This window comes from Halomonas litopenaei (genome assembly GCF_017303055.1).
Taxonomy (GTDB): Bacteria; Pseudomonadota; Gammaproteobacteria; order Pseudomonadales; family Halomonadaceae; genus Halomonas; species Halomonas litopenaei_A.
This window is the reverse complement of the sequence record NZ_JAEKJT010000004.1, coordinates 590,865-616,088: the sequence shown is the minus strand read 5'-3', so window position 1 is coordinate 616,088 and position 25,224 is coordinate 590,865. Positions and strand designations below refer to the sequence as shown.

General features: G+C 61.6%; 23 protein-coding genes. 18 read left to right on the top strand and 5 right to left on the bottom strand.

The window, feature by feature from the left end:
- Window positions 1-728: 728 nt before the first annotated feature.
- Both JF545_RS10125 and JF545_RS10120 read right to left on the bottom strand, forming a co-directional pair.
- Window positions 729-1,256, bottom strand: a complete 528-nt coding sequence (locus JF545_RS10125) for a HutD family protein (RefSeq protein ID WP_242520792.1) — start codon at window positions 1,254-1,256, stop codon at window positions 729-731.
- 197 nt (window positions 1,257-1,453) lie between these two features.
- The gene (locus tag JF545_RS10120; RefSeq protein ID WP_431606262.1) at window positions 1,454-3,565 is read right to left on the bottom strand and encodes a TonB-dependent receptor family protein; all 2,112 of its coding nucleotides are present in this window, start codon (window positions 3,563-3,565) and stop codon (window positions 1,454-1,456) included.
- A 454-nt stretch (window positions 3,566-4,019) separates the two neighbouring features.
- Between JF545_RS10120 and JF545_RS10115 the strand changes: the two genes are divergently transcribed.
- From JF545_RS10115 to JF545_RS10105, 3 genes are read left to right on the top strand one after another with little or no spacing between them, the layout of a single operon-like run.
- Window positions 4,020-5,045 (top strand): TRAP transporter substrate-binding protein, encoded by a 1,026-nt coding sequence (locus JF545_RS10115; protein WP_206941763.1) that lies wholly within the window; start codon window positions 4,020-4,022, stop codon window positions 5,043-5,045.
- A gap of 4 nt (window positions 5,046-5,049) precedes the next feature.
- The gene (locus tag JF545_RS10110) at window positions 5,050-5,577 is read left to right on the top strand and encodes a TRAP transporter small permease (RefSeq protein WP_206941761.1); all 528 of its coding nucleotides are present in this window, start codon (window positions 5,050-5,052) and stop codon (window positions 5,575-5,577) included.
- On the top strand, window positions 5,567-6,856 hold the full coding sequence (locus JF545_RS10105) for a TRAP transporter large permease (protein WP_206941759.1): 1,290 nt from the start codon (window positions 5,567-5,569) through the stop codon (window positions 6,854-6,856). Before JF545_RS10110 ends, JF545_RS10105 begins: the two co-directional genes overlap by 11 nt.
- A 64-nt stretch (window positions 6,857-6,920) precedes the next feature.
- Here the strand turns inward: JF545_RS10105 and JF545_RS10100 are convergent, their stop codons facing one another.
- The gene (locus JF545_RS10100) at window positions 6,921-7,841 is read right to left on the bottom strand and encodes a helix-turn-helix domain-containing protein (protein WP_206941757.1); all 921 of its coding nucleotides are present in this window, start codon (window positions 7,839-7,841) and stop codon (window positions 6,921-6,923) included.
- A 242-nt stretch (window positions 7,842-8,083) separates the two neighbouring features.
- Here JF545_RS10100 and pobA point away from each other — a divergent pair, with 242 nt between their 5' ends.
- Entirely contained in the window at window positions 8,084-9,268 is a 1,185-nt protein-coding gene (gene pobA / locus JF545_RS10095) for a 4-hydroxybenzoate 3-monooxygenase (protein ID WP_206941837.1), read from the top strand.
- A 100-nt stretch (window positions 9,269-9,368) separates the two neighbouring features.
- Window positions 9,369-10,160: an ion transporter gene (locus JF545_RS10090; RefSeq protein ID WP_206941755.1), complete on the top strand. Its 792-nt coding sequence runs from the start codon at window positions 9,369-9,371 to the stop codon at window positions 10,158-10,160.
- Window positions 10,161-10,184: 24 nt separating this feature from the next.
- On the opposite strand, the gene JF545_RS10085 is transcribed toward JF545_RS10090, so the two are convergent.
- Window positions 10,185-10,544: a hypothetical protein gene (locus JF545_RS10085; RefSeq protein WP_206941753.1), complete on the bottom strand. Its 360-nt coding sequence runs from the start codon at window positions 10,542-10,544 to the stop codon at window positions 10,185-10,187.
- Entirely contained in the window at window positions 10,534-11,013 is a 480-nt protein-coding gene (locus tag JF545_RS10080) for a hypothetical protein (protein ID WP_206941751.1), read from the bottom strand. The genes JF545_RS10085 and JF545_RS10080 overlap by 11 nt, the downstream gene beginning before the upstream one ends.
- A gap of 143 nt (window positions 11,014-11,156) precedes the next feature.
- On the opposite strand from JF545_RS10080, the gene JF545_RS10075 reads away from it, so the two are divergent.
- The 13 genes from JF545_RS10075 (at window position 11,157) to xylB (ending at window position 24,990) form a co-directional block, all read left to right on the top strand.
- Window positions 11,157-11,558: a PepSY domain-containing protein gene (locus JF545_RS10075; RefSeq protein WP_242520766.1), complete on the top strand. Its 402-nt coding sequence runs from the start codon at window positions 11,157-11,159 to the stop codon at window positions 11,556-11,558.
- 148 nt (window positions 11,559-11,706) lie between these two features.
- The gene (locus JF545_RS10070; protein ID WP_206941750.1) at window positions 11,707-12,384 is read left to right on the top strand and encodes a winged helix-turn-helix domain-containing protein; all 678 of its coding nucleotides are present in this window, start codon (window positions 11,707-11,709) and stop codon (window positions 12,382-12,384) included.
- Window positions 12,381-13,730: a sensor histidine kinase gene (locus JF545_RS10065; RefSeq protein ID WP_206941749.1), complete on the top strand. Its 1,350-nt coding sequence runs from the start codon at window positions 12,381-12,383 to the stop codon at window positions 13,728-13,730. Before JF545_RS10070 ends, JF545_RS10065 begins: the two co-directional genes overlap by 4 nt.
- Window positions 13,731-13,798: 68 nt before the next feature.
- Complete coding sequence (locus JF545_RS10060; RefSeq protein WP_206941748.1) at window positions 13,799-14,752, top strand: sugar-binding transcriptional regulator; 954 nt, start codon at window positions 13,799-13,801, stop codon at window positions 14,750-14,752.
- Between the two features lie 490 nt (window positions 14,753-15,242).
- Window positions 15,243-16,613 carry an ABC transporter substrate-binding protein gene (locus JF545_RS10055; RefSeq protein ID WP_206941747.1) on the top strand — a complete coding sequence of 457 codons (1,371 nt, stop codon included), beginning with the start codon at window positions 15,243-15,245 and terminating at the stop codon, window positions 16,611-16,613.
- Window positions 16,614-16,698: 85 nt separating this feature from the next.
- Window positions 16,699-17,589: a carbohydrate ABC transporter permease gene (locus JF545_RS10050; protein ID WP_206941746.1), complete on the top strand. Its 891-nt coding sequence runs from the start codon at window positions 16,699-16,701 to the stop codon at window positions 17,587-17,589.
- A gap of 47 nt (window positions 17,590-17,636) precedes the next feature.
- Complete coding sequence (locus tag JF545_RS10045; protein WP_206941745.1) at window positions 17,637-18,527, top strand: carbohydrate ABC transporter permease; 891 nt, start codon at window positions 17,637-17,639, stop codon at window positions 18,525-18,527.
- Between the two features lie 82 nt (window positions 18,528-18,609).
- Window positions 18,610-19,752, top strand: a complete 1,143-nt coding sequence (locus tag JF545_RS10040; protein WP_206941744.1) for an ABC transporter ATP-binding protein — start codon at window positions 18,610-18,612, stop codon at window positions 19,750-19,752.
- Window positions 19,753-19,763: 11 nt separating this feature from the next.
- On the top strand, window positions 19,764-20,441 hold the full coding sequence (locus JF545_RS10035; protein WP_206941742.1) for an HAD family hydrolase: 678 nt from the start codon (window positions 19,764-19,766) through the stop codon (window positions 20,439-20,441).
- Entirely contained in the window at window positions 20,438-21,220 is a 783-nt protein-coding gene (locus JF545_RS10030) for an L-iditol 2-dehydrogenase (protein WP_277987378.1), read from the top strand. The genes JF545_RS10035 and JF545_RS10030 overlap by 4 nt, the downstream gene beginning before the upstream one ends.
- Window positions 21,221-21,245: 25 nt before the next feature.
- Window positions 21,246-21,869, top strand: a complete 624-nt coding sequence (locus JF545_RS10025) for a nucleoside triphosphate hydrolase (protein WP_206941740.1) — start codon at window positions 21,246-21,248, stop codon at window positions 21,867-21,869.
- Window positions 21,870-21,989: 120 nt separating this feature from the next.
- Entirely contained in the window at window positions 21,990-23,483 is a 1,494-nt protein-coding gene (locus JF545_RS10020; protein ID WP_206941738.1) for a mannitol dehydrogenase family protein, read from the top strand.
- A 28-nt stretch (window positions 23,484-23,511) separates the two neighbouring features.
- The gene (xylB, locus tag JF545_RS10015; RefSeq protein ID WP_206941736.1) at window positions 23,512-24,990 is read left to right on the top strand and encodes a xylulokinase; all 1,479 of its coding nucleotides are present in this window, start codon (window positions 23,512-23,514) and stop codon (window positions 24,988-24,990) included.
- Window positions 24,991-25,224 lie beyond the last annotated feature (234 nt).

The window sequence follows — 25,224 nt, the reverse complement described above, 5'->3', positions numbered from 1 at the left end:
GGCTCGAACGGGCGAGGGATGTAAAGCCGCTTGCGGCGCCCCGAGCCCAGGCTCAAGGCCACGAAGTGGCCGCAGAGGCGTCAGGCATTTATTCAGAAGAACCCCGATTATCGAGAGATGGTCGGGGTTTCTTTATTTAAAAAGCCGCATGCATGGGCTCTCTACAAGTTCAGCCCGCTCTTTATTTGTGGGACCACGCCGATCCCCCCCTCGGCGCGGTCCGGCCTGGCTCTTCTCAAGGGCGGGCTCGTGGCGTTCGCCACCCCTTGCAGCTTCGCTGCAGCCCTTGCAAAGAGCTCCAGGGTGGCTCACCCCCATGCGACTACCCTGTCGGGAACAGGGGAGAACCGCCGCTGGCGGGCCCTGAGGAACGAAGGGCGAGTCTCAGGGATGAGGCGAGTAAAGACATTGATATCTAAGCGTCATCGGCAGGCATTTATTCAGAAGAACCCCGATTATCGAGAGATGGTCGGGGTTTCTTTATTTAAAAAGCCGCATGCATGGCCTCTTGATACGTTCAGCCGCTCTTTATTTGTGGGGCCACGCCGAATACCCCCTCGGCGTGGTCTGGCCTAAGCCTTTCCATCAATGACACGTCGATGACGGGGCTCGGAGGATAGGAGAAATCCCGATGTTGAGGTTTTCTCGGAGAAGGAAGGACTATGTCGGGAAGGTCTATCCAGGGAAGGTCTATCCAGGGAAGGTCTATACAAGACTCTATGCAAAATCTATGCGGTGAAGGTCGCAAGGATCAGGTCGGAGCTTTCCAGGGCGCGCAAGAATAATCGATCACCTGGCTCTACCATCAGCATGTCCTGGCAGTTGATGATGTCACCGTTGACCAGCTCGAGACGCCCCCGTTCCAGATAGATAGCGCGAACCAAGGCTTCCTCGCGAGATAGGTGAAGCGTTTCCCGTAGTGATAGATGTTGATGGCTGATGTACCCGCGATTGCCGTAGCGAAGGATCAGATTGAAATCCCGATAGAGGCCGAAGCTCTGGGTCTGCCAAGCGCCGTCAAACGTGCTTGTCTGGAAGCGGCTCAGTCGGTCGCTACGCTGCCCTTGGTGCACCAGGTGTGCTTGCCCCTCCAATACCATCAGGTGGCGCTCGTAGCCAATCAAGGGGGTGAACATGCTTTCTTCACTTTCGACCGTCGCCGTGCTCAGGCGTATGTAAAAGTCGCGTCGTGCGTAGTCACTGCCCTCGGGAGCAATGAGCAGTTCTCTTGTTGTGCCGCCAGACCATAGCCGCATGGTCACTTCTGTGGAGCGTCGGATCAGCATGAGCGGTGGAACCAGCGCAAGCTGGACCTCTTGTGACGACGTATCGCCTCATCGTCTCAGTGGCCCATGTTGATGTACTTGATCTGGCTCAATAGAGCATGAGGATTCGCTCGCTTCCCAAGGGGAAACGAGCGGATCGGCATGATTTTAGAAGATGCGCGGGAGGGTTAGAACGCCAGTTCTACACCGGCATAGACAGCACGGTCAGGTGCTGGCTCGAAGTAGCGGTCGTTGCTGGCATTGATGCGGACGTTGGCATAGTGATCTTCATCAAACAGATTGCGGATGCCGAGATACGTCGACAGTGTCTGCTCACTGCCCAGACGCCATCCCTTGCCAGCCCTTAGATTGGCTAGCCAGTAGCTGTCGACGTCGACGGTATTGGCGTTGTCCGCCACCATGTCTCCTACATACTGGGTTTCCAGGGTCGCGAAGGGGCTGGTGTCACGGTCGCTGGAGCCATACCAGGTCAGCTGGTTGACCCAGGTGGTCTCGGGCAGACCTGGAAGTCGGTTGCCCTTCAGACCTGCCCCTCCCGCGCTATCAAATTCGTAGCGTGCGAGGGTCAGCGCGGTATACAACTCGAGTTGAGCAGATGGCGCCCAGCCAAGGGCGAGCTCGAGGCCTTCGCGACGGGTATCGCCGAGATTGCTGTAGAAGGTGCGGTCGCTTCCCTCGATCTCGTAAGGCACCAGTTCATCTTTCACCTCGATGGAGAACAAGGTGATGTCGTAGTCCAGGCCACTGGTCAGGGTGCCTCGCGCCCCCACTTCGCGACTCCAGCTCTGCTGTGGCTCCACGTCTGGATTGAAGCCTCCACCTGCTGGATTGGCAAACTCTGAGAAGGTAGGCGTCTCGAAGGCCGTCGAAGTATTGGCATACAGCTGGTGATTCGGGTGATAGCGATAGCTGATGCCGAGGCTGCCATTGGTATCCTCAAAGGTCCGTTGACCGCTCTGGTCGCCATCGCTGGTGAAATCGTCCTCGATGTCCAGCTCGACGCGGTCATGGCGAATGCCGGCCGACAGGGTCCATTGCTCGTCGAGCGCAAGATCACCCTGAGCAAAGATTCCCAGGCTTTCGGCAGTCTGCGTCTCATCCGCCACCTCACCGGTAATCTCACCGCTGAAGGCCACCTCCTGCCGGTGTCGATCATCTTCCTGACGCGCGGCATCAACGCCGACCATGCCGTCCAGGGCCATGCCGCCAACATGAAAGCGCTGATGGTACTCCGCGCTACCGCCGAAGTACTGCCGACGGTAGTCAATCAAGCTGTCACCGGGATAGGGCAGCTGTTGCTCGAAGTCGCGCCAGGTGCTGAACCCTTTTATATACAGCTCACCGGAACCGAACCCCAGGTCTTGGTAGAGCAGCCCGAGGACCTGCTGATCCACGTCTTGTCCGGTGTCATATTCCTCGGTGAAGCGACCCGCTTGTCGGCGATCGGCATCCACCTGTTCCGCGGTCAGGGCTCCGGGATCTTCGGCGCGCGGATTGTCCAGCAGGTTGACGATCGCTGTCAGCCTTCGTTGATCGTCCAGCTCCCGCGAAACCTTGGTGTTGAGAAGGGTCTTTTCAGCGCGGCTATGGTCCCGGTAGCCCGCCAGCTCAAGACGCGATGCATTGATGTGATAGGCCCACTCGTCATGCGTGCCGCCCGTCGACACAGACTGCTTGTTGTAGCCGTCGCTGCCAACTCCGACGCGGATGCGGGTACTGTCATCGGATCTGCCATCGCGGGTAGTCACCGCAATGACACCCCCCGACGCATTGCCGTACTGCACGGCAGAAGGGCCACGAATGACTTCAATGCGTTCTGCGCTATCCAGATCAATGGCATCCAGCTGCGCCTGACCATCGGGCAGGGTGTAGGGGATGCCATCCACCAGGACGGTGACGCCGCGCACGCCAAAAGGTGCGCGCGCGCCGAAACCGCGAATGGAGACCCTTGCGCCCTGTGCAAAGTTGTCGCGGTTCTGGATGAACACACCGGGCACCCGCACCAGAGACTCATCGATCCGTACGCGCTGCTGTCCACGCTGGATCTCCTCTTCATCGACCACTGACATGGCCATGGGGGTCGTCAGCAGCTCGCGTGACAAACGCGAGGCCGTCACGGTCATCGTGGAACCGTCAGTGTGATCAGCCGGAGGCGCCGTGTTCTGTGGCAGGGTTTGAGCCGCGCTTTGAGCCGCGCTTTGAACAGCGGTTTCTGCCACGGCGGGTGAGGCCAGCAGCAACATCAGGGGGAGGGCAATACCCGGGCGAGGGGGAGTCATGATCGTCCTTGAGGGGAGGGCTGTATCGTTTCAGCACACAATTTTAGTGAAGCCATCATCTAAGTACCACTTTCGCTCAAGGACTTTTGCTCAGGGGCTTTTTCTCAGGGGCATTGGCTCCAGGGCTTTTACCTCAGGGCTTTTATTCCAAGCCCTGGGCGCCGGGTAGGCGGCCGGTGTTGATGTATGTGTCGACATCTACCGCTGCCGAGAGAGACAGCGTGGGATACCTCTTGCCCGCGATACCGAGTGTCGAAAAGGGCGAGAGAAGCGTGGAGTCGCTGGGTCCTATACCAAAGTCGCTTTTCGTTCGCATTGCGGGTGGTTTACCTTCTTCAACACAAATAACGAACTCATGTTCTCTATGCGAACATTGCCGTCATTGACGCCAGTGCAGGGAGCCACCTGTTGACGTCAGGCAGTGCCAATAACGACAACGACGGGAGGACCCCCGATGAAGACACCGCTCGCCTGCTTAATGGCAGCGTCGCTGACAGCTTTGGCATGTGCTCAGGCCCAGGCTGCGACGACACTGCGCATGGCGCACTTCTGGCCCGGGGCATCCGGTATCAATACGCAGATTTTCGAACAGTGGGCAAAGGCGGTCGAGGAGGATTCTGGCGGAGACCTGAAGGTGCAGCTGTTCCCTTCCGGCACGCTCGCCAAGGCCGATGATATCTATGAGGCGACGGTCAATGGTATCGCCGATATCGGCGCGACGGCCCAAGGGTACACGGCTGGGCGCTTTCCTCTGTCTCAGGTAGTGGAGCTCCCCGGTGTCTCCGACACTGCGGTACAAGGGTCGTGCATCTTGCAGACGCTCTATGACGACGGCCAGATCGCGAGCGAGTACGACGACACTCACGTACTGTTCATGTTCACCACGGGGCCGGGGTACATCCACACTGTCGACACTGACGTGCAAGCGCCCCAGGACCTCGCTGGGCTGCGCATTCGTCGTCCCACCGCGGTGGCGGGGGATATCCTGGAAAACATGGGGGCCAGTCCGGTAGCGATGCCAGCCCCGGACATCTACAGCTCGATGCAGCGCGGCGTGCTGGACGGCCTCAGCTTTCCCTGGGAGGGCATGAAGGGGTTTCGTATCAATGAGCTGGTGGAGTACCACACCCAGGTACCGTTCTATTCCCTGATTTTTGTTGCCACGATGAGTCAGCGCGCCTATGAGCGACTGACGCCGGAACAGCAGGCGGTCATCGATGACAACTCAGGCATGAAGTGGGCGACGAATGCGGGCCAGGTCTTCCATGCCATTGATGAAGTTGGCCATCAGGAGGCAGTGGATGCGGGGCACACCATCCGTGTGATCGACGCGCCGCTTGAGGATGCGGCTTGGGCGCCGCCCCTCGAGCAGGGCATCGACGACTATCTGAGTGGGTTGGAAGAGCGAGGCATCTCACAGGCCCAGGACGTGTATCAGGCGGCGCTTGCCGCACGAGACAGCTGTGGCTCGGTGGAGTGACATCATGCAGCGTTTGATGCTTGGTACCAGCCACTGGCTGGCGCTGCTGTGCCGTGGGCTTGGCGGTCTTTGTCTGGTACTGATGCTGGCCATCACCGTGGCGGATGTGGTCACACGCTATGCACAGCGCCTGTCGGACGGAGCCCTGTCACTCCAGGTCTTCGGCAGTGTCGAGATGGTCAGCTACCTGATGTTGTTTGCCCTGCTGGCGACCATGGCGGCCGCCGTCGAGAAAAGCCAGGTGGTGGTGGAGGCATTTTCTCATCGTCTGCCTGCGTCAATTACCGCGCGACTGCATGGCGGCTACCTGCTCGGCTTTGCACTGTTAGGCGCCGTATTGGCCAGCGGGCTGGTAGGCGCAGCCCATAGTGCGACAGAGTATGGCGAAGTCACTCAGGACCTGCGCCTACCGCTGGGGCCGATCTATCTGACAGCGGCCGTCTTGAGTGCCGTGATGGGCCTGCGCAGCCTGCTGGAGGGACTGCTGGCCATGATCACTGGCCGTGGAGGTGAGGTTTCCCATGGCGACTGAATGGATCGGAGCGATGGGCTTGGTGGTACTGCTGGGGCTGATGATCCTGCGGGTGCCGGTGGCCCTGGCCATGCTGGTGGTGGGAGTCGGTGGTTTCGCGGTCATCATCGATGTAGGTGCCGCTGTCTCCATGCTCAAGTCAGTGCCGGTGGAGGTGCTGTCCAACTACAGCTTCAGTGCGGTCCCCATGTTCATCCTGATGGGCGTATTGGCGGCGCACTCTGGCATGGCCGGCAAGTTGTTCCAGTCGACGCGGGTCATCTGCGGCGGCTGGAAAGGTGGCCTGGCCATCGCCGCAGTGGGGTCCTGCGGGGTATTCTCGGCCATCTCCGGTTCATCCCTGGCAACAGCCAGTACCATGACCCGAGTGGCCTTGCCAGAGATGGAGCGCTATGGCTACCACCGAGGACTGGCCACTGGCGCGCTAGCGGCTGGGGGCACCTTGGGCATCATGATCCCTCCCAGCATTGCCTTGCTGATCTACGCCATTCTGACGGAACAGTCGGTGGGCGACATGTTCATGGCGGGCCTGATTCCAGGGCTACTAGGCCTGGTCCTCTACGCGCTCACCGTCAGTGTTGTCATGCGCGTAAAGCCTGGCCTGGCGGTGGCGGGCGAGCCGACTGGCTGGGCCGACAAGCTGGCATCGTTGGGAGGGCTGGTCCCTTTCTTTGGTGTCTTTCTGGTGATGATCCTCGGCATCTACCTGGGCGTCTTTACGCCGACAGAAGGCGCGAGCGTGGGCGCATTTGCCACCTTGCTGTATGCACTGGTCAAGGGCCTGCGTGGCGCCCAGCTGTGGGCAGCGGTTCAGGAAACGCTGGCGCTGTCCGCCGTGGTGTTCTTCATGCTGGTTGGGGCGGAGGCGCTGGGTTACTTCATTTCTCTGTCACGCATCTCGTTTTCGATCAGTGATGCGCTGTTTGCTCTAGAGCTGTCGCCCATCTGGGTGGTCCTGTGCATCTTGTTGATGTACTTCGTGCTGGGCATGTTCATGGACTCCATCGCCATGCTGGTCATCACGGTGCCTGTGGTGTTCCCGATCATTCAGGTGCTGGGTATCGACCCGGTATGGTTTGGAATCATCACCGTGCTGACGGTAGAGCTTGGTTTGATCACCCCTCCGGTGGGCATGAACGTCTTCGTGATCAAGGCCATGGCGCCGCATGTCGGGTTGGGCGAGATCTTCCGTGGTGTGTCGCCCTTTATCGTGTCTGACCTGGTGCGCCTGGCATTGCTGTTGCTGTTTCCCGTGCTGACGACGTTCTTTCTGATGTAGCCGCTGCCTTCCCATGACGGACAAGGGCCGCCTGCAGGCGGCCCTTGTCCGTCACGAGGCCCGCTCATACTTCTGGCGGCGGCGCTGCCCGCTGCTGTCGCTGACGAAAATCCTTGGGCGAGCAGCCCGTCAAGCGTTTGAAAAAACGTGAGAAATACGCCGGCTCTGAAAATCCCAGCCCATCAGCGACCTGGGCAATGGTCAGGTTGGTATAGGTGAGTTCCCGCTTGGCCTCCAGTAGTACCCGCTCATGCATCAGCGCCTGTGCTCCGCGACCGGTAAGGCGCCGACATAGTGCATTGAGATGGGCGGCACTCACGGTGATTTCCGTGGCCAGCTCGGAGACCCTGGGTTGCTGGCGAAAGCGCTGCTCGACCAGCGCCTGGTAGCGCTGTAGATGAACGTGACCCGGGTCTGGTTTTACCCCTGAGATGCGCTGAGAAGGTGGGGTGGCAGCACGTGCCGCCTCCACCGTCAGTGCCTTGGTCAGTGCATCGAGCAGGACACTGCGGTCCCGTGCCGGCCGGCGGTACTCCGCATCGATGTGACCCATCAACCCCACCAGACGCTTCCCCCCTGTGCCGAGGGGCGTTGCCCCTGCCCGGGTCCACACGCGGCTGGCCTCGGGGAGTTCGCGGCGCAGGTGGGCCAGCAATGGCGCGGCCAGCGTCAGGATGTGCCCCTGAATGCCTGGCGAGAACGTAAAACCGTGGACGCTAAGGGCCGGTACCAGAATCATCAGCGGCGCCTGGCAGGACAGGCGCTTGCCCTCGAGTTCAAGCTCCACCTCCCCTGAGGTCAGCAGCAGCAGATGGCTCAGGTCACTGTGGCGATGGGGATGGATGCGCCAATCATGCAGGCGGCTGCGTTCAGCGATGGATTCGCAGTGAATCAAGTCAGGTGTTGGCCAGCCTTGATGCTCTCCATAAAGGCTAAACGTCGGAATCGGCAGGGGGAGCTCAGAGGTGGTTGACGGCGTCTGCATGGATCACCTCGCGACGGGGCCAGCGCCCATCGACCAGAGTGGTCTGAAGTGCGCACCTGTACGACAAAAGTCAGATGAGTATCTTCGATAAGTTCAAGTAAAAGGGCTTTTCATGCCTTATTTGGCGGTGCTTTGGAGCGAAAAATATCATCACAACCATAACGTCTTCCAACCCCGCTGACGAGGCCACTGCCATGCTTGACTCGATGACTGCATCCGCCCACGAAGATATCGACGAGACGATGACGACCCAGGTGGCGATCATCGGAGCGGGTCCTTCGGGCTTGCTTCTCGGGCAATTGCTGGAGCGTGCTGGCATCGCTACCGTCATTCTCGAGCGCAAGAGCGGCGACTATGTATTGGGACGTATCCGTGCAGGTGTGCTGGAGCAGGGTATGGTCGACCTGCTGCGTGAGGCGGGTGTCAGTGAGCGGATGGAGGCCGAAGGGCTGCCCCATGAGGGCTTTGAGCTGGCCTTCGACAATCGCCGTGCGCGGGTGGACCTGGCGGCGTTGACTGGGGGACAGCGGGTCATGGTGTATGGCCAGACGGAGGTGACGCGAGACTTGATGGCGGCGCGAGAGGCGTCGGGCGCTACGACCTTCTACGAGGCGGACGAGGTAGCGCTGCACGACCTGGAGAGCGACGCTCCTAGCGTGACCTTCATCCACCAGGGTAAGCGCTACCACCTGCACGCCCAGTATGTGGCTGGCTGCGATGGATACCATGGGGTGTCACGTCGCACGATTCCTGACGAGCGATTGAAGACCTTCGAGCGGGTCTACCCCTTTGGCTGGCTTGGGCTGCTGTCCGATACTCCGCCGGTGACTCATGAGTTGATCTATGCACGCCACGAGCGGGGCTTTGCCCTGTGCAGCATGCGCTCGGTCCAGCGCAGCCGCTACTATCTCCAGGTATCACTGGATGACACGGTCGATGACTGGTCCGATGCGCGCTTCTGGCAGGAGTTGAAGCAACGCTTGCCGAATGATGTCGCTCAACAGCTGGTCACGGGGCCCTCGATCGAGAAGAGCATTGCACCGCTTCGCAGCTTTGTGGTGGAACCGATGCAATTTGGCCGCCTTTTCCTGGTGGGGGATGCGGCGCACATCGTTCCTCCTACCGGAGCCAAGGGGCTTAATCTGGCGGCGAGTGATGTCAGTACCCTGTACCGCCTGATGGTCAAGGTGTTCGAGGATGGCCGCACAGACCTGCTGGAGCGCTACTCGGAGGTTTGCCTCAGGCGTATCTGGAAAGCCGAGCGTTTTTCCTGGTGGATGACGTCGATGCTGCACCGCTTTAGTGATGAAGAGACTTTCGAGGAGCGCATGCAGCTGGCCGAACTTGATTACCTGACAGGGTCACGGGCAGGCTTGACCACGCTGGCTGAAAACTATGTGGGGTTGCCCTACGAAGCGCTGGAGTGAGTTGTCGTTGACGCCGAGGTGTTGCCGGCGGCCTTGCTGCTAGGCAGCCCGACATGCTTCGCGTAAGGTCAAGGATGACCCGTCCATCGACCCGAACACCATGAATCAAGAGCGTCTATCTCCGTTTCAGATCCTGATCCTGATCCTGTCCTTTTATGTTATTGGCGCCATGGCTGTGCAGGAGCTGCATGACCTGCCGCCGGAAGTCGATGATCTGATTTCCAAGCTGGACTTTGTTGTCTGTGGCTTCTTTCTCGCGGACTTTGTGATCCGTTTCAGCCAGGCAGACAGCAAATGGCGTTTCATGCGCTGGGGATGGATTGACCTGCTTGCCAGCATACCCGCCAGCTTCTTTATGGCAGGGCGACTGGTGCGGGTGGTACAGGTGATCCGGATGCTGCGTGCGATCAAGTCGCTTAGCCTGATCTGGAATTTGCTGTTCCGCAACAAGGCCAAGGGGATCTTTGCCTCGGTGGCATCCGCGACGGTGCTGCTGCTGATCTTCGGCTCGGTGGTCATTCTGGTCGTCGAGGGGCCAAATCCCGATAGCCAGATCAATACCGCTGAAGAAGCACTGTGGTGGGCGTTCGTGACGGTGACGACGGTAGGGTACGGCGACTTCTATCCGGTCACGACCCTGGGTCGTGTGGTGGCTGCCCTGTTGATGGTCGCGGGGGTCAGTCTGTTCGGTAGTTTCGCGGCGTATGTCGGTTCGCTGTTTATCGGCGATCAGGAAGACGAAACCAGCCGATTGCATCGGGCGCAGCGGGACATGTTGCGAGAGCTCGCTCGGGAAGTACGCGAACTGAAGACGGAAGTCGTGGCGTTGCGCCAAGAGCTGGCACAACGAGACGACCAGCGCGATACGCCCCGGGATGACGTCAGTCGCTGACGGTCCATCCAGGGGCGCCGTCTATCAGGATGACTTGACCTCGCATTGCCCCTCCCAGACTCGCGCTGAGTCGTGATGCGCGGCACGGCTGGTCATTCCGGGGGTGATGTCATCTGCATGGTCTGCGCGGTAGGTTTCCATGCGTTTTTTCATGCGGTGGCGGACGAAGGGCATCAGCGCCAGACCGACGAGACTCAAGGTCAGGGCCATCAGCGTCGCGAAGACCAGTGTGACCATGCCGATCAGACTGACCAGTACGAGTCGCAGGCCGCTGGGGCGCTGCGCGGTTCGGGCTTGGCGAGCGCGCTGCTGCCATTGGGACGCCGCCCTCCAGGCGGCGTTTTGCTGGTATTCGTGGGTAAAGCGCGATTGATCAGTCGTCATGCTGAACTCCAGTGACATCGAAGGTATCTCGATCAAGACGAATCTCGATCTCCTGATGTTGGGCGTCGTAGCCTTCGATCTCGATATCGCCCATACGGTCGACATCCAATGAGCCGAACAGTTCCAGGCCCGCCTGCTGTGCGGCGTCCAGGGCCTGGGAGACCTCGTCGCCACTCAGGCTCCACTCTGGGAGCTGACCCTCTCGCTGCTGCTCTCGCAGGATGCTGGCGTCGTCCAGCGACATATCGACATCAAGCCGCCAGCCGTCGTCACGCCAGCCTTCTGCCTCAAAGCGATGGCCATCGTCGACGCCGAGTTCGTCGTAGCTGGCGAAGCCGTATTCGCCGGTACTGGTCAGCAGCCGATCGAGCTCTTCGCGGCTGATGCCTCCGTCATCGGCCAGCGCCGAGGTGGCGAAAGCGCCGGTGAGGGTCAGGGCGGCCAGGCTGAGGGTAACTGTTCTGTTCATGTGCGGACTCCTTGCGCTGTTGAAGGTATGCTCACCACATGCTGCTGTCCGGTGAGTGAGGCCATCCTGTCACGGGCAACCTGTCACCAGCCTGACGTTGTCGTTCATGTTTCGTTCATCTCAGCTACTTCAGACTGTCTGTCATGAAATATGTAAAACACTCTTTAGTCGTCGCGCTGCTAGTGGCCAGCGCCCTGCAGCTGCCTTACCTGGCCCAGGTCGATGGCCTCCAGCATCTTGCACGCCAGTCGCTCGGCGTGGGCGACGCCATGGCCGATGACGACTGGCGTAACCTGCACCAGGAAGTTCGTGAGGGACGTCTGGTCGCACTGCCCACACTGCTGGACTGGCTGGATGAGCGCTACGACGGACAGGTGCTGGAAGTCGAGCTGGAGCGGGAAGATGGCGTAGCGATCTACGAGATCGAGATGGTCGGCGCCCAGGGACAGGTGGTCGAGTTTGAATTCGACGGTCGCAACGGTGAGCTGAAGGCGATTGAAGGGGTGGGCATCGATGCGATGAGACGTCAACCTTCAGCACCATAGCCCTCGCCAGCCTTTATCGAGTAAGCACTTTTCTAGTGAGACCCTGTCGATCAAGCACCTGTCGAGTGAGACTCTGTCGATCAAGCCCCTCTCTAATGAGCCCCTTTCTAATAAGCCCCTAGCGAAACGGATGTCAGGAGACGTAGTCATGAAAATTCTACTGGTCGAGGACGACCAGGCGTTGAGTGAGGCGCTTGCGGAATCTCTCGGCGAGGGTGGGCTATTGGTGGAAGCGGCGACCAATGGCAGTGATGCGGACTTCCTGCTGCGAACCGAACGCTATGACGCAGTGATCCTGGACCTGGGACTGCCGGACGGAGACGGTACTCGTTGGCTGGCGCAGTGGCGCGACGATAGCATCGACTTGCCCGTCCTGGTGTTGACCGCCCGCGAACGCTGGTCGGACAAGGCGGCAGGCTTTTCAGCCGGGGCAGACGATTACGTCACCAAACCCTTCGAGACCGCCGAGGTGCTGTTCCGATTGCGCGCCTTGGTACGGCGTAGCCACGGTCACTCTCATCCGGTACTGAATGCCGGTGCCTTGAGTCTGGATACCCACACCGGAGCCGTGTCCGTGGCCGGACGGCCGGTATCCTTGACGGCCCACGAATCGCGCCTGCTGTCTTACCTGATGCACGCCAGGGACCGTGTGGTCAGTCGCACGGAGCTGGCTGAGCACGTCTACGATCGCGATCACGAGCCTGACTCCAACGTTATCGACGTGCAGATCAGTCGGTTGCGGCGAAAGCTGGGAAGTGAGCGCATCGTGACCCGTCGCGGTGAGGGTTATCGGCTGGTCACGCCAGATAACGAGTCTACGTCGTGAAGGCCACCACAGGCTCGCTGGCGCGGCGCCTGATTGTCGCCTCGTTGGTGCTGGTGCTGGTGATCGTGCCGCTGGTGGGAGCAGGACTCTCCTACAGCTTCCGTGAATCGGCCTCAGCGTCCTTCGACGAACGGCTGTCATCCATGCACCGAGTGCTGCTGGCCGCCCTGGAGCGGGATCCGGTCAGTGGTGAACTGATCGTCACTGACAGCCTCGGCGACTCGCGCTTTGGTCAGGTGTTTTCCGGCTGGTACTGGCAGATCAGCGATGGCCAGGGGCTGTCCCGGGGCTCTCGTTCCCTCTGGGATCAGCGCCTGCCGACGGACGGCCGTGCGGGTACCCACTGGCGCAACATCGAAGGCCCGCGAGGCCAGCCGCTGCGACTGGTGGAGCGCACCCTCACGCTGTCCCACCACCCCCATCCGGTGGTGATCAGCCTGGCGGTCAGCCGACAGGAACTGGATACCGAGGTCGCTCGCTTCGAGTGGCTGCTGTGGTTGTCCTTGCTGGCGCTGGGAACGCTGCTGCTGGCTGGCCTGGCAGCACAGATTCGCTGGGGGCTGGCGCCACTTCGCTCGCTGTACGCGGACCTGGCCGCGGTCAAGGCGGGGCAGCGTGAGCGCCTGGACACCCAACTGCCAACGGAACTTGCCGAACTTGCGGCCACCATGAATGACGTGCTCGATCATGATCGGCGCTTGATCGAGCGAGGAAGGGCAACCGCCGGCAATCTGGCGCATGCCTTGAAAACCCCGGTCAGCGTGATGATGACGCGTGTCGAGAAGCTGCCTGCGGCAGAGCGGGACAAGATGCGACAAGAGCTTGAGCGCATCAATGCCGCGGTTCGCCATCACCTGGCGCGGGCCAGTGCTGCAGGCAGCAGCGCGCTCGCCGCCGAGGTACACGTTGGTCAGGTGCTGGCGCCCGTGCTGGAGGGACTGACCCGCCTGGCGGATCGGCGGGGCGTTCGGGTCAGTATCGTGCTGGCCGACGAGCTGGCACTGCGTATCGATCCCAATGACCTGCAGGAGCTGGTAGGCAACTTGCTGGAGAACGCGATCGACTGGGCAGCATCGCGAGTGACGCTCAGCATTCAGCGTGAGTCGCGAGCGCTATGCTTGTGCCTCGATGATGACGGTCCTGGCATGAGCGAGGACGAGCGCGCCGCGGTCCTGCGTCGCGGCGTGCGCCTGGACGAGCAGCGGCCTGGCAATGGGTTGGGACTGGCCATCGTGGAAGAGCTGGTAGAACTGTATGGCGGTGAGCTCGCGCTTGAAGCCGCGCCGCTGGGGGGCTTGCGCGTGACGGTCAAGCTGCCGGCTGGCGCTTCGTCGGCGCAGCGCTAGGCGCGTCCATTGTGCCAGTGCGGTTGGCTTGCGATGATGCGCTAGTGGATCAGTGAGAGAGATGGCGTGTGGACAAGTTCGAGGTCAAGCTGGATCAGGCTGCCAGGGCCGCCTGGTTGTCGTATGTCGGTGGTCAGACCCAAGATGAAATTGCGGCGCAGCTTGGGGTATCTCGTCCTGGGGTTCAGCGTCTGCTGGCGTTGGCCCGGCAGGAAGGCCTGGTCAAGGTCCACATCGATCATCCGGTCGCCCATTGCACAGCCCTGTCCCAGGCGATCCGCGAGCGCTTTGCGCTCGCCTATTGTGACGTCGTGCCGGTGGCTGCAGGTACGGCGGACAGTGCCCCCTATCTCGCGGTAGCCGGCGCCGAGCGTCTGTCCCGCATTATCGAGCGAAGCGAGCCGCAGACGCTGTCACTAGGGTCAGGGCGCTCGATTCGCGCCATGGTGGAAGCATTGAGCCGCATCGAGCGTCCTCAGCATCGCTTTGTCTCGCTGGTCGGCAACGTGGCTCGCGATGGTTCCTCCAACCGCTATGACGGCGTGATGGTGGCGGCGGACAAGACCGGCGGCGAACGTTTTCTGCTACCGACCCCGGTGGTGGCCAGCAGCGTCGAAGAAAAGCGTGCTCTGGCCGCTCAGCCACTGTTTCGCGCCATCGGTGAGGTGGCAAGCCAAGCCTGTGTGGCGTTTGTCGGGGTAGGGCGCATTGACCGCCAGGCCACGCTGTTTCAGGACCACTTCATCAGCGAAATCGAGCTCGAGGAGCTGTTGGCGCTCGATGCGGTGGGTGAGCTGGTTGGCTGGCCGATGGACGCCAATGGTGTCCTGATCGACTGCTCCACCAGCAGGCGGGTCACCAGCCTGCCCCTGCAGACATTGCAGCATCAGTCACTGGTGGCGGTGGCTGGCGGACGCGACAAGGGGGCGGCCATCCTGGCGGCTCTGCGAGGAGGCTGGTTGTCGAGTCTGATTACCGACGACCAGGCCGCTCGCTATATCGTGGATCGGTTAGCCTCCTGACTCTCTCGGTCACCCCAGTCATGTCCCCGCTGTCATCGCCCTGATGGGGCTTCCCGCCGTTGCACCGTAAACCTTTGATTAGGGCGCATTATTCTGTGGACGCTGCCACGGGGTTTGCCCGGCAAACAGCGCAAAGCGATCAGGCCTACCGCTAAAGTCTAAGGGTCTGCGCTTTGCGTTTTTTGGTGTCCTGTTCGATCATTTGATCATTGCTTGATTTGATTGATCAGAATTCAGCGTCAGGATTCCACGCGGGTTCCATGGACCACACGCTGAAGGGTTGATCACAAGCCTATTGGTTGATCGGAAGCAGGTGAGTTGGTCAGAAGTGGGTGTGTTTCATCAAAACGGGCACGTGCAGCGCAACAGCGAACCCGATGCGCGTTACCTGCGGTACTGAGCCAATGGCTGCCGCGCTTCCGCCGCTAACCCCTGGTGGCTCTGGTCACACAACAACAAGCCCCGCAGGGGCCAATAACAGGAGTACGTCATGAAGCAGCGTCATTCTCAGCCCTACGCTAGCCGCTATCCCCTTCACTCTCCCATCCGCTATCTGTCCGCGCTGGCATGCCTGTCGGGCAGCGCCCTCGCCGTAAGCGTCGGTGCCGCCCAGGCCGATACCATCACTGTTGCCACCGTCAACAATAACGACATGGTGATCATGCAGAGCCTGACCGAAGAATTTGAAAAGGCACATCCTGATATCACCCTCGATTGGGTGGTGCTGGAAGAGAACGTGTTACGCCAGCGCATGACAACGGATATTGCGACCCAGGGTGGTCAGTTCGATGTCATGACCATTGGCAGTTATGAAGCCCCGATATGGGCCGAGCGTGGCTGGCTCGAGCCACTGAACGACCTGCCCGCCGACTACCAGGTCGATGACCTGCTGGGACCGGTGCGTGATGGCCTGAGCCATGACGGCACGCTGTACGCGGTGCCGTTCTATGCAGAGAGTTCGATGCTGTACTTCCGCAAGGACCTGTTTGCCGAGGCAGGTATCGACATGGTCGAGCAGCCCACCTGGACGCAAGTGCGGGACTGGGCCGAGCAGCTCCACGATCCAGACAACGATGTCGCGGGCATCTGCCTGCGTGGCAAGCCTGGCTGGGGTGAGAACATGGCGTTCGTCTCGACCATGATCAATACCTTTGGCGGTCGCTGGTTCGATATGGACTGGCAGGCACAGATCGATAGCCCGGCCTGGCAGGAGGCCGTGTCGTTCTACGTGGATCTGCTCGACAACTACGGCCCTGCTGGTGCCAGCTCGAATGGATTCAACGAGAACCTGGCCCTGTTTTCGCGCGGCAACTGCGCCATGTGGGTCGATGCCACGTCTGCCGCGGGCAAGCTGTTCAACCCTGAGGAGTCCGAGGTGGCCGCTGAGCTCGGCTTCGCCCCGGCGCCAGTGGCCGAAACGCCCAAGGGATCCCACTGGCTGTGGTCCTGGGCGCTGGCGATTCCTACCTCCTCCGATGCCAAGGAAGCGGCACGCACCTTCGTGACCTGGGCGACCTCCCAGGAGTACGTGGCACTGGTTGGCGAGCGTGAAGGCTGGACCAGCGTGCCTCCTGGTACCCGCCAGTCTACCTACGACCATCCCAGCTATGTCGAGGCCGCGCCTTTCGCCAGCTTCGTGGTCGACGCGATCCGCAATGCCGACCCCCTGGACTCGAGCCTCGAGCCCAATCCCTATGTCGGGGTCCAGTTTGTCGGCATCCCTGAGTTCCAGGCCATTGGCACGCAGGTCGGCCAGATGGTGGCCTCTGCGTTGACCGGCGATACCAGCGTCGAACAGGCGCTGGCGGCAGCGCAGCGTGCAACGGAGCGCACCATGGCACGAGCGGGTTACACCGACTGATACATGCACGCGGGCCGGCCGTTCGGCTGGCCCTTGGCCTTTCCACCCGGGACGCCGTCCCGGGGCTCGAGCAGGCATGACCCTTATGAACAAGAATCGAACTTCCGGACGTACCGTCGGGGGCTTGAGAACCCTGTCGCTGCAGGCCCCGGCTGTCACTCTACTGTTGCTATGGATGATAGTGCCGCTGGCGATGACCATCTGGTTCTCGTTTCAGCGCTATAACCTGCTGATGCCCGGCATGACCGGCTTTGCCGGCGTCGAAAACTACGAATACCTGCTGACAGATCCGGCGCTGTGGTCGGCGATGGGAACGACGCTGCTGCTGGTGGGATGGGTGCTGGTCATCACCGTGGTCGGCGGCACCTTGCTGGCAGTGCTGTTCCAGCAGGAGTTTTTAGGACGAGGCATTGCCCGGGTGCTGGCCATCTCGCCGTTCTTCGTCATGCCGACGGTCAGCGCGCTGGTGTGGAAGAACATGATGATGCACCCCGCCAACGGCGTGCTGGCCTGGTTGGCGGAAAGCCTGGGACTGCCGGCCCTGGACTGGTTTTCCAGCCTGCCGCTGACCTCCATCATCATCATTGTGTCGTGGCAGTGGCTGCCCTTCGCCCTGCTGATACTGCTGACCGCCATGCAATCACTGGATGACGATCAGGTCGAGGCGGCGCGCATGGACGGCGCGGGGCCCCTGGCCATCTTCTTCTACATCACCCTGCCTCACCTGAAGCGCGCGATCAGCGTGGTCGTGATGATCGAGATGATCTTCCTGCTGACCATCTTCGCCGAGATCTTTGTGACCACGTCCGGGGGACCGGGGCTTGCGACCACCAACCTGGCGTATCTCATCTATATTCGGGCGCTGCTCGACTTCGATGTGGGGACCGCGTCAGCCGGTGGGGTCATCGCCATCATTCTGGCCAATATCGTTGCCATCTTTCTGGTGCGAATGGTCGCCAAGAATCTCGAACAGTAGCGCCTTCTGCGCCTGTCCGACCACCCTACGTTCATGAGGTGCCTGCCATGACCACGTCTCCCTCCACCGCCTCGGCCATTCGCTCGGCCCCGGCCGCTGCCGAGCGGGGCGCCGCCGCGCAACGCGCCCAGCGCTGGCGCAAGCTGGGTATTACCCTGCTGGGCTGGGGTGTGGCCCTGACGATCTTCTTTCCGATCTTCTGGATGATCCTTACCGGCTTCAAGACCGAGGCCGAGGCAATTGCCGACCCCAGTCTGATCTTCACGCCGACCCTGGACAGCTACGTCGAGGTTCAGGAGCGTGCCGACTACATCAAGTTTGCCTGGAACAGCGTGGTGGTGTCGTTCGGTTCGACCTTGCTGGCACTGCTGATCGCGATTCCTTCTGCCTACGCCATGGCGTTTCTGCCGACCAAGCGAACCAAGGGCACGCTGCTCTGGATGCTGTCGACCAAGATGCTGCCGTCGGTCGGTGTGCTGGTGCCTATCTACCTGCTGTTTCGTGATATCGGCCTGCTGGATACCCGCCTTGGCCTGACCATCGTCTACACCTTGATGAATCTGCCGATCGTGGTGTGGATGCTTTACACCTTCTTCAAGGATCTGCCCAAGGACATTCTCGAGGCAGGCCGTATGGACGGCGCAGGCACACTTCAGGAGGTCTGGTATCTGCTGCTGCCGCTGACGCTGCCGGGAATCGCTTCCACCGGCCTGCTGTCGGTCATCCTGAGCTGGAACGAAGCGTTCTGGAGCCTCAATCTCACCACCTCCCAGGCGGCGCCGCTGACCGCCTACATCGCGTCGTTCTCCAGTCCCGAGGGCCTGTTCTGGGCCAAGCTGTCGGCGGCCTCGACCATGGCCATCGCGCCGATTCTGATCTTTGGGTGGTTGACGCAAAAGCAGATGGTGCGCGGCCTCACCTTTGGTGCGGTCAAGTAGTCGCGGTGGCAACGACTCGATGCGATATCAGTTTTTTGCGGTGGCGTCGTGACGCCCCGAACGGAACAACGAGGATAACAAGATGGCGACACTCAACCTCCATCAGGTCACCAAGAGCTTCGGCGATACCCACGTCATCAAGGGCGTCGACCTGGTGGTCAAGGATCAGGAATTTGTGGTTTTTGTCGGCCCTTCGGGCTGTGGCAAGTCGACGCTGTTGCGCATGATCGCGGGACTCGAGAGCACCAGCGGCGGCGACATCGTGATCGATGACCAGCGGGTCAACGAGCTTGGCCCGGCAGAGCGTGGGCTGGCCATGGTGTTCCAGAGTTATGCGCTCTACCCCCATATGACGGTGGAAGACAATATGGGCTTCAGCCTCAAGCTGGCTGGCGTTTCTCAGCAGGAGCGTCGCCAGAAAGTCCTTGAGGCGGCAAAGATTCTGCAGCTTGAGCCGCTGCTGGAGCGCAAGCCCAAGGCCCTGTCCGGCGGCCAGCGCCAGCGGGTCGCCATCGGCCGCGCCATCGTCCGCAATCCCAGCATCTTTCTGTTCGACGAGCCGCTGTCCAATCTGGATGCGGCGCTGCGTGTGCAGATGCGCATTGAGCTGGCGCGCCTTCACGAAGAGCTCAAGGCGACCATGATCTACGTGACCCATGACCAGATCGAGGCCATGACCATGGCCGACAAGATTGTGGTCCTGCAAGGCGGCGTGGTCGAACAGGTGGGATCCCCGATGGAGCTGTATCACCATCCGCGCAATCGCTTTGTGGCGGGTTTCATCGGTTCGCCCAAGATGAATTTCCTCAAGGTCGAGGCTCGCTCCTCGGATGCCCAGGGAGTGACGGTCACAGTACCGGGGGGGGAGAGCGTCAAGGTACCCGTGGAAGGCGACGCCATCACCGCGGGGCAGGCACTCGAGCTGGGCATCCGCCCTGAGCACCTGATGCTGGATGACCAGGGTCCGCTGGCGGCCAGGGTCAGCGTCATCGAACGCCTGGGGGGGCAGACGTCGCTGTACGTGGAGATGGATGGCGAACTGCTGACGCTGATGGTGGACGGCGATGTCGGCCACCGCGTGGGTGATCGGATTCGCTTCGGTTTCGCACCGTCCCGAGCCCACCTGTTCGATGAGCAGGGGCTGGCGCTTGCCGGCCTGGAACGCCACCCGCTGGCCTCGCTGACCCGTCAGGATAACCGCGCTGCCAGTACCGCTGACGCGTGAGGAGCCGCTGCATGATGCTGATATTCGATTGTGATGGAGTGCTGGTGGATAGCGAAGTCATCGCCGAGGCGACCCTGGCCGAGCGGCTGAGCAGCTGGCTGCCGGACCTGGATATCGAGGCCGCCCTGAACGCGGCCTTGGGGCAGACCACCGAGGCGATATTGGCGTCCCTGGAGTCACTCAGCACTCACCAATTGCCCTCAAGGGCGCTCGAGCGGCTGGATGATGAGATCGAAGCGCGGCTGGCCGAGCAGCTTCAGGCGGTGGATGGCGTAGCCCAGGCCCTGGCGGCCATCCCACAGGCCAAGGCCGTGGTCTCCAACAGTCGGCGCCAGCGGGTGGAAGCCTCGCTGGCCCACACCGGGCTGGATCAGCTGTTGGCTCAGGCCCCGATCTTCTGTGCGGAACAGGTCGCGCGGCCCAAGCCAGACCCTGCCGTTTATCAGCTCGCCGCGGCGACCCTGGGCGTGGCCCCTGAAGCCTGCCTGGTGGTCGAGGACTCCCTGGCGGGGGCAACCGCCGCACGCGCGGCGGGGATGACGGTCATTGGTTTCGTCGGCGCCAGCCACCTCGCGCCAGGCCATGCCGAGCGCCTGCAGCACCTGGGAGTCTGGAAGGTGATGACCCACATGGACCAGCTGCCTGGCTTGTGGGGCATCTGGCGCCAACAGCAGGAGCAACGAGCATGATGAACGGCCAGCTCAAGGACAAGGTAGCGGTCATCACCGGCGGTGCACGTGGCATCGGTCTGGCGATCGCACAGCGCTACGCTGAGGAAGGCGCCACAGTGGTCATTGCCGATATCGACCAGCGGGCGATCGACCAGGCGCTGGAAGGCGTTGCCCCCGAGCGGGGAATGGGGGTGGTGCTGGATGTGCGTGACCAGGCTTCGATCGACGCCATGGTGCAGGGTGTGCGGCAGCGCTTCGGCGGCATTGATGTGCTGGTCAATAACGCGGCGGTATTTGGCATGGCGCCGGTGTTGGATGTCACCGAGGCTGACTTTGACCGTCAATTTGCCGTCAACGTGAAAGGGCTCTTCTTCACCCTGCAGGCGGTAGCGCGAGCGATGGTGGAGGACGAACGCCGAGGTGCCATCATCAATATGGCGTCCCAGGCGGGCCGTCGCGGTGAGCCGCTGGTGAGCACCTATTGCGCGACCAAGGCAGCCGTCATCAGTCTGACCCAGTCCTGCGCGCTCGACCTGATCCGTCACGGGATTCGCGTCAATGGCATCGCGCCGGGAGTGGTGGATACCCCCATGTGGGATGAGGTAGATGCGCTGTTTGCGCGCTACGAAGGACGGCCTCAAGGAGAGAAGAAGCGACTGGTGGGGGAGTCGGTACCCTACGGCAGGATGGGACGCCCGGAGGATCACGTGGGCGCGGCGGTGTTCCTCGCCAGTCGTGAGAGTGACTACATCGTCGCCCAGACACTCAATGTCGACGGCGGCAATTGGATGAGTTGAGCCGCTGGCTCTCGGGAGGTAAACGATGAACCCTACCATAGCGTCCATCGCGGACGAACTGCTGGCGCGCAGTGACGGCAAGGACCGTTTCATCGTGGCGCTGGCAGGCCCTCCCGGCGCGGGCAAGTCGTTTCGATCCGCCTGGCTGGCCCGACAGCTCAATGAGCGTCTGCCGGGCATCGCCGAAGTGGTGCCTATGGATGGCTACCACTACGACAACGCCGTGCTCGAGCCCATGGGGTTGCTGGCGTTGAAGGGAGCACCAGAGACCTTTGACGTGGAGGGATTGCGTCATGACCTGACGCGGCTGAAGCGAGCCGACCGCCCGGTGGCGGTACCCGTGTTCGATCGTCCTCTCGATCTGGCGCGCGCTGGCGCAAGGGTCATCACGCCCCATCACCGTCTACTGATTGTCGAAGGCAACTATCTGCTGCTGGATCATGGTCCATGGCAGGCGTTGCAGGACTTCTTCGACTTCAGCCTGTTTCTTGAAGTCGATGACAGCGAGCTGGAGAGGCGCCTGATCGAACGCTGGATCGGCATGGGCCAGGATCCCTCCGGCGCCATTGCCAAGGCGCGAGACAAGGACATGCTCAACGCGCGTTTGATCAAGACCCGGTCGCGGCGCGCCGATCTTTACTGGCACTGACCCCCGTCGTCGACGGCGGCGTGGCCCTTTCCCGGGACACATCTGCATCCATCGCCTGCACGTCTAATCAGATTGGCGTGGCGCAACGTTTTCTTACTGCAACACTGGCGGAGAGCCAATATGACTCGACTTTCCAATGCGACACTGGCTCATCTCGATCCGCACGTGTCGGTGCCATCGTACCGGCGCACGGCGCTGACTCCCGGGATGGCGCACATCGGGGTAGGGGGCTTTCATCGCGCCCACCAGGCCATGTATCTGGATCGCTTGATGGAAGCCGGGCAGGCCCACGACTGGGGCATTGTCGGCATTGGCGTGATGCCGGGTGACCGTCGCATGCAGGAGGCGCTGGCCAGCCAGGACTACCTGTACACCCTGGTGGTAAAGCACCCGAACGGGGTGCTCGAACCGCGTGTCATTGGCTCGATCATCGACTACCGCTACGCGCCGGATGACCCCGAAGGCGTTATCGAGATGCTGGCAGACCCTGCTATCCGCATTGTGTCGCTGACGGTCACAGAGGGAGGCTACAACGTTCATCCGATCACCGGAGAGTTTGATCTGGAAACGGCCGATGTGCTCCATGACCTGGAACATCCGATGGCGCCTCGCAGCAGCTTTGGCCTGGTGGTCGCAGCGATCGAGCGGCGCCGGGATCGCGGCCTTGCCCCCTTTACGGTGATGTCCTGTGACAATATTCCCGGCAATGGCGATGTGGCCAGGCGGATGTTCGGCGCCTTCGCCCACGCGCGGGATCCGCAGCTGGGACAGTACCTTGAAGCGCAGGTGCCGTTTCCCAACTCGATGGTGGACCGGATCACGCCCGTGACCACCCCGGCGGATATCGAGGAACTGCATCAGCGCTTTGATCTCGAGGATGCCTGGCCCGTCATCTGCGAGCCGTTCACCCAGTGGGTGCTGGAAGATCATTTCGCGATGGGGCGCCCGGCCCTGGATGACGTGGGGGTGCAGGTGGTCGAGGATGTGGAGCCTTATGAGCTGATGAAGCTACGGCTGCTCAACGCCAGTCATCAGGCCATGTGCTATCTGGGCTACCTGGCGGGTTATCGGTATGCCCACGAGGTGTGCCAGGACCCGCTGTTCGTCGAGTTCCTGCTGGGCTACATGGAAGACGAAGGCAGCCCGACGCTGCCGGAAGTGCCTGGCGTCGACCTGGACCAGTACCGACATACCTTGATCGAGCGCTTTGCCAATCCCGAGATCAAGGACACCTTGGCACGGCTGTGTGCCGAAAGCTCTGACCGTATTCCCAAGTGGCTGGTGCCGGTGATACGCCGCCAGTTGGAACAGGGCGGCGCGCTGAAGCGCTCGGCCACGGTGGTGGCAAGCTGGGCGCGCTATGCCGAGGGTGTGGACGAACAGGGACAGCCTATTGCCGTTGTCGATCGTCTCAAGGACCAGCTGACACCGATTGCCGCCTCTCAACACGCGCGGCCCACGGCCTTTATCGAGAACAGAGAGCTGTTTGGCAGTCTGGCGGAGGCCCCACGCTTCGTCGACGCCTATGTCGAAGCGCTCAAGCGCTTGCAGCAGCAGGGGGCACGCGCCACCCTTGAGGCATTGGCCGCTGACGAGGCCCGGAGCCAGGTATGAGACAAGCGACGAGATAAGGAGACAGCCCATGTATCTCGGTGTGGATTGCGGCACGCAGAGCACCAAAGTGGTGGTGGTGGACCTGGAAAGGGGAGCATGCCTTGGTGAAGCCAGCCGACCTCACCGACTCGACGAAGGGGCCAATGGGCGGCGTGAGCAGTGGCCAGAAGATTGGACGGAAGCGTTTCGAGGGGCGTTTCACCAGGCGCTTGATCGCGCTGGCGTGACGGCTGCCTCGGTGCGGGCGATCGGGATTTCCGGTCAGCAGCATGGCATGGTGGCGCTGGATGAAAGGGGCCAGGTGCTGTATCCCGCCAAGCTCTGGTGTGATACCGAAACCCACAGGGAAAATGACGCGCTGATCCATGCCCTGGGGGGGGAACAAGGCTGTCTCGAGCGTCTGGGACTGGTGCTGCAGACCGGCTATACCGCCTCCAAGATCGCCTGGCTGCGCCGCCAGCATCCCGAGGTGTATGCTCGGGTCGCCAGCGTGCTGTTGCCCCACGACTATCTCAACTATTGGCTGACCGGAGAGCGGGTGGCCGAGGCAGGGGACGCCTCGGGCACCGGCTACTTCGATACTCGCGCGCGACACTGGCGCCCCGATGTATGGTCGCTGATCGCACCGGAGCTCGACCCTGAGCGGGTGCTGCCGCGGTTGCTCGACTCCCGCGACGTCGCCGGGCAGGTGCGGCCCGCCCTGGCGCGAGAGCTGGGCTTACGCGAAGGCGTCATCGTTGCCAGCGGTGGCGGGGACAACATGCTGGGGGCCATCGGTACCGGCAACATTGCGCCCGGCATGGTCACCATGAGTCTCGGCACCTCGGGCACGGTATGTGCCCATTCTGCGCAGCCGGTAAAGGCCGAATCCGCCATGGTTGCCAACTTCTGCGCCAGCCACGATGGCTGGCTGCCGCTGGTGTGCACCATGAATACCACCTCGGCGACCAATCGTGTACGGGAGCTATTCGGCCTCGACCTCGCCGGCTTCAATCAGGCGATCCAGTCGGCACCGATAGGCGCCGATGGAGTGACGGTGTTGCCGTTCTTCAACGGCGAGCGGGTACCCGCGCTGCCAGAGGCGAGCGCTTCCTTTCTGGGATTGAACAGCCGCAATACCTCGCCTGCGCATCTATGTCGTGCGGTGGTCGAGGGCGCGACCTTCTGTTTGCGCTACGGGCTTGACCTGCTGGGCCCATTGGCCGATCAGGCCAGTCAGATTCGCCTGATCGGGGGCGGCGCCCACAGCCCCGCCTGGCGTCAGATGGTAGCGGACGTCACCCAGGCAGAAGTGGTGTGTCCAAGCGTCACTGACGCCGCGGCGCTAGGTGGTGCCATACAGGCGGCCTGGTGCAACGGCGAGGGCGAACTCGACAGCCTCTGCCAGTCGCTGATTCAGTTGGATGAGACCACGCGCTGCGTGCCGGACCCGGAGGGTGTGAGGCGCTATCGTGACGTGTACCCCGGTTGGCGACAGGCGCTAGCCACCCTGCACGGAGGACACTGAGGCGCAGGGGCTGTGCCGTGTCTGGCGTTGTATGGAAGAATTCTAATCTAAAGCTTACGTTATCTGCGCTATCGGTCATGACACGTTGACCTGGAATCATGCGCTGCCCTACTGATGTATATAACGCAGGGGCTTCTGGTATTTCACGGGTCGGAAGGCGCTGGCGGATCTTTCCTCGGCGTCTGCATGGCCCTGTGTGTCATCACGTGTCCTGGCCTGGTAGGTCGGGCCCGG